The organism is Bradyrhizobium australiense (assembly GCF_013114825.1).
GTDB lineage: Bacteria > Pseudomonadota > Alphaproteobacteria > Rhizobiales > Xanthobacteraceae > Bradyrhizobium > Bradyrhizobium australiense.
In genome coordinates this window covers 282,907-296,103 of sequence record NZ_JAAVLX010000004.1, presented here as the reverse complement: position 1 = coordinate 296,103, position 13,197 = coordinate 282,907, and the positions used below count along the sequence as shown (strand labels likewise).

The 13,197-nt window shown below is 63.2% G+C and carries 16 protein-coding genes; 11 read left to right on the top strand and 5 right to left on the bottom strand.

What is annotated here, in order from left to right:
* The first annotated feature begins 73 nt into the window (after nt 1-73).
* From HCN58_RS13390 to HCN58_RS13380, 3 genes are all read left to right on the top strand, one after another.
* A complete protein-coding gene (locus tag HCN58_RS13390) occupies nt 74-664 on the top strand; it encodes an NADPH-dependent FMN reductase (protein WP_171579839.1) in 591 nt (196 codons plus the stop codon).
* Between the two features lie 198 nt (nt 665-862).
* Nucleotides 863-1,216 (top strand): hypothetical protein, encoded by a 354-nt coding sequence (locus HCN58_RS13385; protein WP_235983599.1) that lies wholly within the window; start codon nt 863-865, stop codon nt 1,214-1,216.
* Nucleotides 1,217-1,336: 120 nt separating this feature from the next.
* Nucleotides 1,337-1,516: a hypothetical protein gene (locus tag HCN58_RS13380; RefSeq protein ID WP_171579838.1), complete on the top strand. Its 180-nt coding sequence runs from the start codon at nt 1,337-1,339 to the stop codon at nt 1,514-1,516.
* Nucleotides 1,517-1,634: 118 nt separating this feature from the next.
* Here the strand turns inward: HCN58_RS13380 and HCN58_RS13375 are convergent, their stop codons facing one another.
* The gene (locus HCN58_RS13375) at nt 1,635-1,859 is read right to left on the bottom strand and encodes a hypothetical protein (RefSeq protein ID WP_171579584.1); all 225 of its coding nucleotides are present in this window, start codon (nt 1,857-1,859) and stop codon (nt 1,635-1,637) included.
* Nucleotides 1,860-1,974: 115 nt separating this feature from the next.
* Here HCN58_RS13375 and HCN58_RS13370 point away from each other — a divergent pair, with 115 nt between their 5' ends.
* Entirely contained in the window at nt 1,975-2,163 is a 189-nt protein-coding gene (locus HCN58_RS13370; RefSeq protein WP_235983598.1) for a hypothetical protein, read from the top strand.
* 132 nt (nt 2,164-2,295) lie between these two features.
* Here the strand turns inward: HCN58_RS13370 and HCN58_RS13365 are convergent, their stop codons facing one another.
* Nucleotides 2,296-3,204, bottom strand: a complete 909-nt coding sequence (locus HCN58_RS13365; RefSeq protein WP_171579837.1) for a ketopantoate reductase family protein — start codon at nt 3,202-3,204, stop codon at nt 2,296-2,298.
* Between the two features lie 247 nt (nt 3,205-3,451).
* Here HCN58_RS13365 and HCN58_RS13360 point away from each other — a divergent pair, with 247 nt between their 5' ends.
* Nucleotides 3,452-4,036, top strand: coding sequence for a septal ring lytic transglycosylase RlpA family protein (locus HCN58_RS13360; RefSeq protein WP_171579836.1), 585 nt, complete (start codon nt 3,452-3,454; stop codon nt 4,034-4,036).
* A gap of 50 nt (nt 4,037-4,086) precedes the next feature.
* Here HCN58_RS13360 and pdxY read toward each other — a convergent pair whose 3' ends face one another.
* The gene (gene pdxY, locus HCN58_RS13355) at nt 4,087-4,941 is read right to left on the bottom strand and encodes a pyridoxal kinase PdxY (protein ID WP_171579835.1); all 855 of its coding nucleotides are present in this window, start codon (nt 4,939-4,941) and stop codon (nt 4,087-4,089) included.
* A gap of 110 nt (nt 4,942-5,051) precedes the next feature.
* On the opposite strand from pdxY, the gene HCN58_RS13350 reads away from it, so the two are divergent.
* From HCN58_RS13350 to HCN58_RS13335, 4 genes are all read left to right on the top strand, one after another.
* The gene (locus tag HCN58_RS13350) at nt 5,052-5,321 is read left to right on the top strand and encodes a DUF2312 domain-containing protein (protein WP_171579834.1); all 270 of its coding nucleotides are present in this window, start codon (nt 5,052-5,054) and stop codon (nt 5,319-5,321) included.
* Between the two features lie 544 nt (nt 5,322-5,865).
* Nucleotides 5,866-6,135: a hypothetical protein gene (locus HCN58_RS13345; RefSeq protein WP_171579833.1), complete on the top strand. Its 270-nt coding sequence runs from the start codon at nt 5,866-5,868 to the stop codon at nt 6,133-6,135.
* 357 nt (nt 6,136-6,492) lie between these two features.
* A complete protein-coding gene (locus tag HCN58_RS13340) occupies nt 6,493-7,131 on the top strand; it encodes an FMN-binding negative transcriptional regulator (RefSeq protein WP_171579832.1) in 639 nt (212 codons plus the stop codon).
* 454 nt (nt 7,132-7,585) lie between these two features.
* Nucleotides 7,586-7,921 (top strand): hypothetical protein, encoded by a 336-nt coding sequence (locus HCN58_RS13335; protein WP_311966808.1) that lies wholly within the window; start codon nt 7,586-7,588, stop codon nt 7,919-7,921.
* Between the two features lie 12 nt (nt 7,922-7,933).
* Here HCN58_RS13335 and HCN58_RS13330 read toward each other — a convergent pair whose 3' ends face one another.
* A complete protein-coding gene (locus HCN58_RS13330) occupies nt 7,934-8,107 on the bottom strand; it encodes a hypothetical protein (RefSeq protein WP_171579831.1) in 174 nt (57 codons plus the stop codon).
* Between the two features lie 268 nt (nt 8,108-8,375).
* On the opposite strand from HCN58_RS13330, the gene HCN58_RS13325 reads away from it, so the two are divergent.
* Both HCN58_RS13325 and HCN58_RS13320 read left to right on the top strand, forming a co-directional pair.
* The gene (locus tag HCN58_RS13325) at nt 8,376-9,374 is read left to right on the top strand and encodes a Bug family tripartite tricarboxylate transporter substrate binding protein (protein ID WP_171579830.1); all 999 of its coding nucleotides are present in this window, start codon (nt 8,376-8,378) and stop codon (nt 9,372-9,374) included.
* A gap of 207 nt (nt 9,375-9,581) precedes the next feature.
* Nucleotides 9,582-10,571 (top strand): SH3 domain-containing protein, encoded by a 990-nt coding sequence (locus HCN58_RS13320; protein WP_171579829.1) that lies wholly within the window; start codon nt 9,582-9,584, stop codon nt 10,569-10,571.
* Between the two features lie 423 nt (nt 10,572-10,994).
* On the opposite strand, the gene HCN58_RS13315 is transcribed toward HCN58_RS13320, so the two are convergent.
* Nucleotides 10,995-13,064, bottom strand: coding sequence for an ATP-dependent helicase (locus HCN58_RS13315; RefSeq protein ID WP_171579828.1), 2,070 nt, complete (start codon nt 13,062-13,064; stop codon nt 10,995-10,997).
* Nucleotides 13,065-13,197 lie beyond the last annotated feature (133 nt).

Here is a 13,197-nt window from a genome sequence, read left to right as displayed (position 1 = left end):
TCAGGCCTTGCGTGAGAAAGGCGCGCATGGTTCCAGTGTCCTCATCGTCCAATGTGTTAGGGGCCGAGGTTTTATGAGCAACCGCATTCTCGTCTTTTACGGCTCCTACCGTTCCGACCGCATGGGCATTCGTCTCGCGCAATTCGTCGTCGAGGGATTTCGCGCCCGCGGCGACGATGTCGAACTGATCGACGCCAAGGCAATCGGCCTGCCGATGCTGGACCGGATGTACAAGGAATATCCGAAAGGCGCGGCGCCCGCGCCGCTCGAAGAACTTGCGGGAAAGATCCGCACCGCCGACGGATTTGTGTTCGTGACCGGCGAATACAATTGGGGCATGCAGCCGGGGCTGAAAAATCTCACCGACCATTTTCTGGAAGAATGGTTCTGGCGGCCGGCGGCGATCGCGAGCTACTCGGCCGGACGCTTCTCCGGCGCACGCGCCGCGCTCGCCTGGCACGGTACGCTGTCGGAAATGGGCATGGTGGTGATTTCGAGCTCGATCGCGGTCGGGCCGATCGCGCAGACGCTGAGCGAAGATGCAAAGCCGATGGGCGAGGGCGGCAAGGCGCTGGGGCACGTGTTTCCGCGCTTCGCCGATGATCTCGCCTGGTGGATGGAAGCGGCGCGGGCGCAGCGGGAGCGGAAGAAGCCGCCATATTGAGGGGGCATGTGTAGGATGGGTGGAGCGGAAAGCGATACCCATCGATTGCTCCATGCCTCGAATGAAGCGCAATGTTGGCGAAAACGCACCCACTTTTCGCCACGGCTGGACAGCAGATTGCGAATTGTCAGCCATCTTCCGCCGTTCTTGAGCCGCCGCAGGCAGCTCGTCCATTTGCTTCATGCACAGGTAGAATTGATGTCGCCAACGAAAGCGCGCTGCGGTCTGCTTTTTCTTGCGTTCATGGTGGCGCTCTCCGGCCCGGCGGCTGTCGCGCAGAATCTGGATCAGGGCAAGCCGGCGTCGAAACTGTTTGCCGAAGGTTGCGCGTCCTGTCATCGCAGTGCCCGCGGGCTCGCCAAGGGGCGCTTTCACCTGACGCTCTATCTGTTCCTGCAAAAGCACTATTCGAGCGGTTCGAGCTCGGCCTGGGCGCTGACCTCCTATCTGGAATCCATCGATAGCGGAAAGCGCGTCGCGGCGAAGCCACAGGCAGCATCAGCCGCGTCGCGATCGTCGATGCGGCCGCCGGCGCCGGTGCCGGCGCGATAGGCCGCGCGCGCCGCCATCGCTTGCTCACGGCAACGCTGCGAAATCTCCCCGACGCGGCCATCTTTTCGACTTTTGCCGGCATAGCATCATGAACATGCGCGGTGGCGGGGAGTAATGATCATGGTAGTTGCTGAACTTCAGACCAAGGTGGAGAAGTACGAGATCCGGGCCGGCAAGTGCGAAGCGAAGGCCAAGGAGGCCACGGACAAGGCACAGCAGGCCTTCTACGAGGGGCTGGCCGGCTACTACGCAAGCCTGGCAACGGATTTTCGCAAGATCCTCGAGAAGCGAACCGCCTAGGCGGCATTACGATGCAGGGCGGATTAGCGTCAGCGTAATCCAGCGGCTTCTTGCGCGCGTGAGAATGAATGGCGGATTACGCTGGCGCTAATCCGCCCTATGATCTGACGAGCGTCCGCTATGCCCCGCCGATCGCGCGGGTAATCACTCCGCTGCCGCCGCAATTCGGGCAGGGAGCGCCGCCGATGCGGCCCTTGCCGTGACATTCGGGGCAGATGTCGTCGCCGGTGCCGGGCGTTCCGCGGGCTGCCTCATCCCCGGGATTGAGCATTGAATTGGTCGCCTGCATCTGGGCATTCGAGCGCGATTTTGCGCTTTGCGAGTTTGGCGCCTTGTTCCGCATGGTGCGTTCCTTCGTGGCTGTTCGCCGACAACGCCGCTGCGGCGAGGAGGTTGCGAGGGATGCGCAACCTTCGCTGCTGCAAAAGCGTTGGCAAGGCATGACGGAACATCCGACAATGCACCCCATGACGGGCTTCAACCCATCCGAGCCCGCCGTCCTGCACGACCGCGCGAGCGACCAGATCGTCACCTGGACCGGCGATGAGGCCGATGATTTCCGCCGCTCCAGCCGCGCGCGCGACGACGGCACGGTGGCGTGGCGGGAATATGTGTTTGATGGATGGGGTAATGTGATGGGTGGGTGAGAGTGCGCGGACCGCGCAGGGCGGATTAGCCAACGGGTCGCGCGAATGCGCGCCCGATGATAAACTCCGCGTAATCCGCCGATCCCGACACGAAGGCCGATCCCGACACGAAGAATGGCGGATTACGCTTCGCTAATCCGCCCTGCGGCCTTCCTTGCCGCGTTCGGCGAGCTTCACCATCACCTGCAGCGCCTGATTGGTCGGCGTGGCAATGCCGAGCTCGGCGCCCTTGCGCACCACATGGCCGTTGAGAAAATCGATCTCGCTGGGCTTGCCGCGCGCAAGATCCTGCGCGGTGGACGACATCTGGTTCGGCATCATGGTGGGGATGTTCAGGATATGCGCGATGAGATCGTCTTGGATCGAGGCGCCGCAGGCCCGGGCGACGGATATAGCTTCCTGCACCGCGCTGATGACGACATCGCGGGTGCCTTCGACCTCCAGCATCGGTCCGTAGGAGATGCCCGCCACGGCGGAAAGTGCGTTATAGGCGCAGTTGATGATCAGCTTGCTCCACAGCGTCCGGTCGATGTCGTCGGCGATCGTCGTGCCGATGCCGGCGGCTTGAAGCATTTCGGCCAGTGCTGCGCTCGCGGCCGAGGGACCGATGGCGAGATCGCCGCCGCCGTGATGCCTGACATGGCCGGGCCCGGCCATCTCGCTGCCGACATAAACAACGACGGGAATGACGGCGTGGCCGGTGACGGCAGAGAGACGCCGTGCATTGTCGACGCCGTTCTGCAGGCTGAGAACGGATGTTTCCGGCCGCAGGTGTCCGGCGAGCGACCTTCCGGCCTGTTCGGTGTCGGCCGACTTCACGCAGACCAGCACCAGATCGGGCGAGGCGAGAGCGGTCGTGTCGGTTGCGGCGCGGGCGGGCAGGTACTCCCTAAAACTCCTGGTATCCAGCAGCAGGCCATGGGTGTTGATGGCATCGACATGCGGCTGCCGCCCGATGAAGGTCACGTCATGCCCGGCTTTGAGTAGCAGTCCCCCATAGTAGCATCCGACCGCTCCGGCACCGACGACTGCGACTTGCATGATTGTCTCCCGATCGGCTGATGCAGTTCGAGTAGCTGATCTAAGCTGATGCCGCAATTCTGGGGCTGGCGTCGACCCGTTGGCTCATCCGGGCGAATTTCTGTGACACAATCACCACACTCGAACCGAATTGCGCTGAGGGAGCCATGCCTGATCGCGTCCGGCCACGCTTCCGCCCGGATTCGGTCCCGCGATCACCCCGTGTTGGTTTTCGGCTTGGGCTGGGGCGCGAGCGGGGGATTGCAACATGTCTTCCATTGGCTGCACCAGTACTTCGTGCGTTGACGTCCGGGCAGGCCGGATTCAATTTGAAGCGCGATCAATCACGGCCGCGCGCGCAGGGAAATTCGTGCGGCTGCTTGCTGTCACGCTGGGAGCGGCATCGCTCGCGGCCTGCGCGCAATCTTCGGTCGTCACCCAAAAATCCGAACTTCGCGCCAGCCGTCAGACGTCTCTGGATCAGAATCGAACGATGTCGTCCATGATGAAAAGGCGGGTCGCCGCGGTGAGAAGACACACCGCGTCTCGCAAGGATGCAAGCGGCCTCAAGACGGCTTCGCGTGGGACTGCCAGCTTCTACACTGAGGGAACAAAGACAGCGAGCGGCGAAGAGTTCAACACGCTCGAAATGACCGCCGCCCATCCAACGTTACCCTTCGGCACCAAGTTGCGCGTGACAAACCTCGCGAGCGGCCGGTCGGTGACCGTACGGGTCAATGACCGCGGTCCCTATGTTCAGGGCCGTATTGTCGACGTCTCCTATTCCGCGGCCGACGCGCTGGGAATGGTGGGGAAAGGTGTTGCCAAGGTCAAACTCGACGTCGTGGAGTAGCGCGTAGGGCGGGCTGAACTTTTCCCGGATTGCGCTTCGCTCCATCCGGGCTACGGGTTAATCGCAATACACTCGAATTTGCGCGGCGGATGCGTCAGCAGTTCGGCGCTTTCGACGATGCGCATTTCTTCGGTGGCGCGGATCGCGGTGCGTTCCAGCACGGCGAAGATGGCAGACGCCGCGTGGCTCAGCGCTTCCGGCGTGTCGGCGCCACGGAGCCGGGCGGATACCAACAGCGCGGCAAACAGATCGCCGGTGCCGTTCGGGCTGATCGGAAGTTTTGGCGTGCGCACGCGAAAGGCTTGCGCGCGCTCGATCGCGAGCGTCTCGATCTCGCCTTGAGGCGTATCGGCGAGCTCGGCGCTGGTGACGACGACCGTCGATGGGCCGCGTACTATTAGCGCGCGCGCCGCTTCGATCGCCTGATCGATTGTCGCGGCCTTCGCCCCGCACAGAAATTCGAATTCGAAATGATTGGGCGTGATAATATCGGCGAGCGGCAAGAGATGATCGCGCACCAGCGGCGGGATGTCGGCGTGAACGAACAGGCCGCGGTCGCGATCCCCGAGCACGGGATCGCAGCAATAGCGCAGCGCGGGATTGCGCACCTTTGCGCGCGCGACGAAATCCGCAACCACCTGCGCGTTGTCGGCTGAGCCGAGATAGCCCGACAGGATCACGTCCGTGCTATCCGCCGCGCCGCGCTCCTCGACCCCGCGCAGGAGATCGGCGACCAGCGCGGCATCGAGCACGCTGCCGCGGAGGGTCGGATAGCCCGGCCGGTTGCTGAGCAGCGTGGTCGGCACCGCCACCACGTCGATGCCGTGCATCTGCATCGGAAACACCGCGGCGCTGTTGCCGACATGGCCGAAAGCGACCTGCGACTGAATCGAAATCACGTTCATGCGGATGAGTCTGGAAAATACCGAATTGCCGAGGCGGGAACCTGCCGAGGTTAACACATTGGTTATTTGTTTGCGGGCATTTTCACGACCTCATTCAAAAGGGAGTCACCATGTCTGACGTCACCATTCCCGGCGGTCGGATCCGTTCTTTCGTTGAGCGGATCGAGAACATCGACAGCGAATTGCAGGAGCTGAACGAGCAGAAGAAGGAAGTGTTTTCGGAGGCCAAGGGCGAAGGGTTTGACGTCAAGATCCTCAAGGAGATCATCAAGCTGCGCAAGCAGGACCAGGACGAGCGCGACGAACGCGAAAGCCTGCTCGATCTCTACATGCGCGCCATGGAAACCGCACCGGCAGAAAAGGAAGCGAAGGCGGCGTGATGCTGTCGGCACATTGCTGAATAGGTTTTACTTTCGTCATGGCCGGGCTTGTCCCGGCCATCCACGTCTTCTGCTTCTAGATGACGTCCCTCAAATTCATCGCGAGAGCGGCGGATTACGCAGCTCAGCATGAGAGGTCGGCGCTCGTGGCTTACCCCTCTCCCCAACCCTCACCCGCAAGGGGGGAGGGAGCCCGGCCGGCGTGTTCGCCTTACAGGAGGCGTGCTCATGCAGAACGGCGCTCACCGCGATCAGTGAAGCGTATGAGGCTCCGCCGCGTCAGGGACGCAGCGTGGCCCCTTGCGGGAGAGGATTCGGGAGAGGGGTGCCGCTTGATCCGCTGCCACATGAAACTTGCGACCTGCGTTGCGCCCGGCTTTCCCGGCTGCAATGAGCCAAAATCCAGCGAACCTTCTCGCCAGATCGCACGACCAACGGCCGGTTCCGCATTCTATCATCGCATGTGTGCATTGCAGCAATGTACTATTGCAGCGCAGCAAAATGACTATTAAGTCTGTAATTCAAGCTATTAAGGAGAACTGACGTGAAGAAGATTTCGCTGTCCATCGCTGCCGCCGCTCTGCTCGCGATGACGGCGGCAACCGGCGCTGTCGCAGCCGAGTTGCCGGCCTATGAAAAGGCGGGCTTGCCGGTCTCGGCCGTGCAGGTTCAGGTGCTGGGCGCAGAAAACGTCCAGGAAGCGTCGCCGGTCGCCACGTTGGCCACTCCGGTCCAGCTCAGCGTCCTGACGCCGCGGAACAGGATCGCGACCGCACAAGGTCAAACCGAAACCACCGGTCGCGCCGTCCGCTGAACGCAGCCGTTTGATCGGCGCTTGAGCTGGCGCTGACTGAGCGCCTTGCCCGAAGTTTCAAAAGCCCGCGATGTCCTCGCGGGCTTTTTCGTGATGAGCGCGCTCCGCAGCGCGCGCAAACAGGAATCAAAACGTGTTGTTAAGAGTTGGCCCGCGTTGATTTCTCGCGATTCCGATTCGTTCCTTGCGAACAAAATGGAGTCGGATGGAGAACAAAGCTGTGGTGCTGCTTTTCCCTGCTAACGGCCGCCGCTATCTCGGGCCGAGCACGACCACATTGCTTTCCGCATCCTTGGTAATGTCAGGCCGAATGGGATAGCCTCAACGAAGCCGATATCCTCCAGCGAGCGCTTGGCCATGCACATTCTTCGTCCCCAGTTTCGCATCGAGAAGAGCCGCGCGCTCGCGTTTGCGGCCGAGCGCGGTTTTGGCGTGATCGTCGCCGCAGACGAGCGCGGCCCATGCGCCTCGCACGTGCCGTTCGTGCTGAAGCAGCGCGATGAACGCGTGATTGTCCAGATCCACCTCACGGCCAAAAATCCGCTTGTCGAGCTCGCCGACGGCAACAGGCGCTTCCTCCTGGTCGTCTCGGGCGACGACGCCTATGTCTCCAACGACTGGTATGCCTCGCGCGACAACGTCTCGACCTGGCTCTACGAGGCTGTGCATCTCTCCGGCGTCGCGTACTTGCGTGAGCGCGACGAGAACCGCGCCCACGGCGACGCGCTGCTCGCGGCCGCCGAGGCGCGCCTGCCGAAACCGTCTTGGGATCTTGCGCAGATGGAGCCCGCCAAGCGCGAGACGATGCTCGCCTCCATCCGCCTCATCGAGCTCGTCGTCGATGAGATCGAGGGCCAGTCAAAGCTCAACCAGCACAAGAGCGATGAGGATCATGTGCCGGTCGCCAACCAGTTGGCGCGCGCGGAGGAGACAGGAAGCCGGCGGCTGGCGGAGCGGATGCGGGCGCTGCGGCCGGGGCTTGGGTATGAGCCGTAGCCTCGGATGACCACAGTTTTTTCGGCTAACCGATTGCGAGAAAAAAAACTGCTCCAGGAAAGATGCTCCACAGAACGCTCATTCTCATATTCTGATGGCCCGGAGGGTTTCAGACCATAGTAGCCGGCGATCCCAGCCGATGAGGCTCCGCGCAATCCGCCGTTCGTCGCGCGCGAATGGCGGATCACGCTTGCGATACTCCGCCCTGCGAATCGCGAACCATTTGTTAGGAATTGATCCGCGCCGATTTGCGCTGATACGATTCGTTCTCTGCGAACGAAATGGAGTCGGATGCAGAACAAAGCTGCGGAAGTGATTGCGTCGGGAACCGCCACCAAATCGCCCCAACTGCCGAAGTTTCATGCTGTGTCGCGATGTCCAGTGCCGGAACACATTGCCCCTGCCGCTCGTTCTAACGCGTGTAACAGCTCAATGCGCTCGACAGGAGTAGTCCATGCGAAATGTCATTTTTCCAATCGTCACCGCCTTGGCGCTTGGCGCAGCGACACCTGCCGTCGCCATCGATTCCGGTGACCAGATCTCGATGGAAACCGCGCTCGACGTCGCGACCGGCCTCGGCGTCGTGACGGTATCCTATACCCAGTTCCTCGGCGATGAGTGGGAGATGGCCGTGACCGCGCGGGCCGCTGGATGGAGGTCTATGTCGACTCGCGAACCGGCGAGGTGCGCTACGTCAATCGCGGATGGTAGTCGCGCTCTTCACCCCGAGCCCCGACGAGCGGCCCGTCAGGCAGCAGAAGCCGTGGTTTCGACAATGGTGCACGCCTGAGCGAAACCCGGCTCACCCAAACAGCGCGACATAGATCACGTAGAGCCAGCCCAGAATGCCGTGGATGATCGCCCACAGGATTGAGTGGTTGTTGGTATAGGAGATCGCGATGGCGAGCGCCGAGCCGAAGCCAACGCCGTATTTCGCGCCCTCGAGGCGAACCCCGTAAGACCGATTTCCGTTCATGCTGATAGCGTAGCCCGCTGACGTCCCTTCAAACAAGGCCGGATGACGCCAGAGTGCCTCATCCGCATTGAAGGACGCCGTCGGGGCTCTTTTGTCGCGATATGCGGGCTTTGCAGCTTCGCTTGTACCCCATAAGCTGAAGTCAGCCGAACGCGCCCCAGCCCTGGTCGGCAGATCGTCGCGTAGCGCAGATCGAAGACTGGAGCGAAGGAGCAAAGAACAGCGAAAAGCTGCGGCGCGGCGCATGGCCTTGCAGGGGAGGACACCGATGCCGCTGTCTATCGACCGCCGTCGCGCGCTTGCGCTCCTTGGCTCTTTCGTTGCCGCGCCATGGCTGGCGCCGCGCGTCGGGCGCGCCGGAGAGAGTTGGCCGATCCGCTCCGTGAAGTACGTCAACGGCTTTCCGGCCGGCGGTGCCACCGACACGCTGTCGCGCCTGATTTGCCAGAAGATGAGCGAATTGTCCGGCCAGACTTTTGTGGTCGAGAACAAGGCCGGCGCCGGCGGCGTGCTGGGCGCGGACTCGATCGCAAAAGCGCCGGCGGACGGCTACACGGTCGGGCTCGGCGGCATCGCCTCCAACGTGCTGGCGATCGGCAGCTACGCAAAACTCCCGTATCATCCACGCGAAGATTTCACCTTCATCTCCGGCATGTGGCAACTGCCGAACATCCTCACCGCGAAGAAGGACCTGTTCTCCGCGGACCTGAAAGAACTGCTCGCGGCGTTCAAGAAGGAGCCGGGCAAATATACCTACGCCTCCGCCGGCTTCGGTACCACGCTGCATCTCTCCGGCGAGATGATGAACAGCATGGCCGGCGTCCAGGTCCGCCACGTGCCCTATCGCGGCGCAGCTCCAGCGCTGAACGACCTGCTCGGCGGCAATGTCGATCTGTTATTCGACAATCTGCCGGGTTCTCTGCCGAGCGTGCGCTCCGGCGCGATCCGGCCGGTCGCGGTCACCGCGAAGCAACGGCTTAAGGAGCTTCCCGACGTGCCGGCGATGGCCGAACTGCTGCCCGGCTACGAGATCACCTCATGGGCCGCGCTCGTCGGCCCCGCCAACATGCCGCCCGACCTCGTCGCGCAAATCAACGCGCTCACCGCGAAGGCGCTCAACGACCCCTGGCTGCAACAGCGCTACGCCGACCTAGGGGCCACCACCTGGCCGACCACGCCGCAGGAGGTCACCGCGTATCGTGACAGCGAGGAAGCGCGGCTGCTGCCGATCATGAAGGCGGCCGGGATCAAGCCGGAGGGCGGATAAGGGGAAGGGATGCTCGTGGTCTCCGAGGCTCGCCTGCCGAGATCGCCCTGAGAGTTTGCGCAGATGGAGCCCCTGACAACGAGAGCCGACAAACGAGAGCGCCGCGTCTCGCGCCTGCGAGACGCCTGCATCCTTCGGCTAACGCGACTCCTTCTCAGGGAACACCTGTTTCGCTGCGGCGTTCCTGCTCGTGAGGAGGAACTCGCCATGAAACTGAGAGGGTTGTTTATCGCAGCAGCCATGCTGCTGATGCCGACCGCCGCACTGGCAGCGCCGGGCATCGTCACCACCACGGTCAGCCTCAAGGCAGGGCCCGGTGAAGGCTTTCCGACGGTCGACCGCATTCCAGGCGGCGCCCGTGTCAACATCCACGGGTGCTTCAGAGGCAAGGCCTGGTGCGATGTGAGCTGGTCGGATGATCGCGGCTGGGTGTCGTCGCGATATCTCCAATATCTCTACCGCAACCGCTACGTCTATCTGCCCGACTATGTCGACGAGATCGACGTTCCAGTCGTGCCGTTCGTGCTGACCTCGTACTGGTCGAGCTACTATGCGGGACGTCCCTGGTATCACCGCCGCGCCCACTGGACCGGCTACTGGCAATCGCATGAACGTTTCGCGACGCGGTTGACGATCGAACGCTCGGCGGCCCGGATCGGCCGCGCGGCGGCAGCGCGCGACGCTGCGCTCCCCGAGGCACGGACGCGTGCCCGTGTCGAGGAACGGACGCGCGCCGGTGTGACGGAGCGGAGCCGCGCCGGTGTGGCGGAACGCGTGATGCGGGAGAGGGACATCGTGACGCGTGGCGGAGGCGAAGCGCGCGAACGCGCTGCGGTGCAAGACCGCATGATGCGCGACAACGCGCGGATGACGCGCGAGAGCCCAAGAGCGGCCGTGCGCGAGCAGCCGATGACCCGCGCTCCCGCGCAGACGCCGCCGATCGTGGCCCGCGGCCATGACGAACCGCGTGCGGCCGCGCCGCGGATCGACCGTGCCGCGCCCGCGCCTCACATGACGCAGCCCAATGCGATGCGCGGCGGCGGTGGCGCACACGCGCAGATGCCGACCCCGGCGGCCCCGCGCGCAGCAGCGCCCGCCATGCCGCAAGGCGGCGGCGCGCCGCACATCAACGCCGCCCCGCGCGGTGGCGGCGGACCGGCCGGCGGCGGAGGCCCCGGAGCGGACAGGCGGCAGTAAGCGAAAGCCCGGCCTTGAGCCGGGCTTTTTCTTTTTGAGAAGCTGCCGAGATCCCAGACGCGGTGCAGATACTCTTTCCCGGTACACCCCAAGGCCCAGACACAAAGGCCCAGACACAAAATCGCGAAAACAACCCCATGCAAAGTAGAACAGGCCCAGGGTTCGCATCATTCACGCCTCTTGCGTCCGCTCGTCTCGACCCCGCAAGCGGGAGAGGTGAGGCGCGCCTGTGGCCAAGGCGATCTGACCTGAAGTCATCATGCTCCTAGCCCAGTCCAGGCGAAGCGCACCGTCGGTGCATGTCTGGATAGCGCAAGGGAAATCGTGGGTCCAAGGGCAAAAGGAGCCCGCAGTAAGCAGGAAGCGCGGGCAGTAAAAGGCACGGCGATTGCGCTGTCGCGTAGTCCTCGATCGTGAGGAAGGCTAGCGCCACATGCCGCGCATGCGTTCGCGGATGTCGATCTGCACGGTTTGATTTGGCGTCGAGCGTGCCGCCGGGTTCGCCGCCGGCCAGGTCTGCCGATCGAACAGCTTCACCAGATGGTCTGGTATGAAACGCGTGCGGGACGCATAGACGTGGCGGTCGCCGCGGGCCGCCTGACCGTGCACGAAGAAGCGCTGCGGCACGATCAGGTGCAGATCGTCCTTGGCGCGCGTCATCGCGACGTAGAGCAGGCGCCGCTCTTCCTCGAGTTCAGCCGTCGTGCCGGCGCCGAGATCCGACGGCATGCAGCCGTCGACCACGTTCAAGGCGTAGACCGACTTCCATTCCTGCCCCTTGGCGGAGTGGATGGTGGACAGGATCAGATAGTCTTCGTCGCGCAGCGGTGGCCCGGAGCGATCGCTGGTCGCATCCGGCGGATCGAGCGTGAGCTCGGTCAGGAAGCGCTCGCGCGAAGGATAACCCGAGGCGATCTGCTCGAGCTGCAGCAGGTCGGCCAGCCGCATCTCGGCGTCTTCGTGGATTCGCTCCAAATGCGGGGTGTACCAGAGCCTGATGCGTTCGATGTCAGCAGGCCATTCCGAATAGCTGATATTGCCGAGCGTTTCGACGAAGGCGGTCCAGTCCTGGCCGGCGCGGGGCGGCATGGGCAACGCTGCGAGCGCGGAGATCGGATCGGCCATACCAGTGGTTTGATCGAGAATACGCTGGGCCGACGCCGGGCCGATGCCCGGCAGCAAATGAAGCACGCGGAATCCGGCAACCCGGTCCCGCGGGTTCTCGACGAACTTGAGCAGCGCAAGGACGTCCTTGACGTGGGCGGCGTCCAGAAACTTCAGACCGCCGAACTTGACGAAGGGAATATTGCGCCGCGTCAGCTCGACTTCCAGCGGACCGCTGTGTGAGGACGTCCGGAACAGGACAGCCTGCTCCTTGAGCCGCGATCCCTGTTCGCGGTTCGACAGCACCTGCTCGACGATGTAGCGCGCCTGGTCGGCCTCATCGCGAACCGTGACCAGACGCGGCAGTTGAGCCGAACAGCGCTCGGTCCAGAGATTTTTGGTGAATCGTTCTCGCGCAAGTCCGATCACGCCATTGGCGGCCGCCAGAACCGGGTGGGTGGAGCGATAATTGCGGTCGAGCGTGACGATCTCGGCCCTCGGGCTGAAATGGTCAGGAAAATCCAGAATGTTCCGGACGGTGGCCGCGCGAAACGAATAGATCGATTGGGCGTCGTCCCCCACCACCGTCAGGCCGCGTCCATCCGGCTTGAGCGCAAGGAGTATCGTCGCCTGCAGCCGATTGGTGTCCTGGTACTCGTCGACCATGACATGATCGAACCGGCCGCCGATCTCCTGCGCGATTCCCGGGTCGGATACCATCTGCGCCCACCACAATAGGAGATCGTCGTAGTCGAGGACGTTCTGCTTCTGCTTGGCCTCGACATAACCGGCGAACAGTTGCTTGAGCTCATCGGCCCATCCCGAACACCAGGGATAATGCTGTCCGAGCACCGCCTCGAGAGGCGCTTGCGCGTTCACGCAACGGGAATAGATCGCAAGGCATGTGCCCTTGGTGGGAAAACGAGTTTCGGTCTTTGAAAATCCGAGCTCGTGGCGCACCAGGTTGAGCAGGTCGGCCGAATCCTCGCGATCATGAATCGTGAAGGCCGGATCGAAGCAGATAGCTTCAGCGTATTCGCGCAGCAGCCGCGCTCCGATGCCATGAAAGGTTCCTGCCCAGGTCAGCGCATCCGTCATGATGCCGGCCTTATCGCCGAGGACGCGGCGCGCGATGCGTTCGACACGCTGCGTCATCTCGGAAGCGGCACGGCGCGAAAACGTCATCAGCAGCATGCGGCGCGGGTCGGCGCCCTTGATGATGAGGTGGGCCACACGATGAGCGAGCGTGTTGGTCTTCCCGGATCCCGCGCCGGCAATGACGAGAAGCGGCGAGCCGATGGTCCCATCCGGGGCGATGCCGTGCTCGACGGCCCTGCGCTGCTCCGGATTCAGGCTTTCCAGATATTGATCGGTAGTTTCAGCCAGCACGAATCACCCCATGTCATCGGAGACTCGGCCGATTCGCAGGAGGTCGCAACGGCGAATGTCCACTCTTTCCGGTTAGTCGGCAAACGCGTTGTTAAGGATTGGCTCGCGCCGATTTGCCCGATTCCGATTCGTT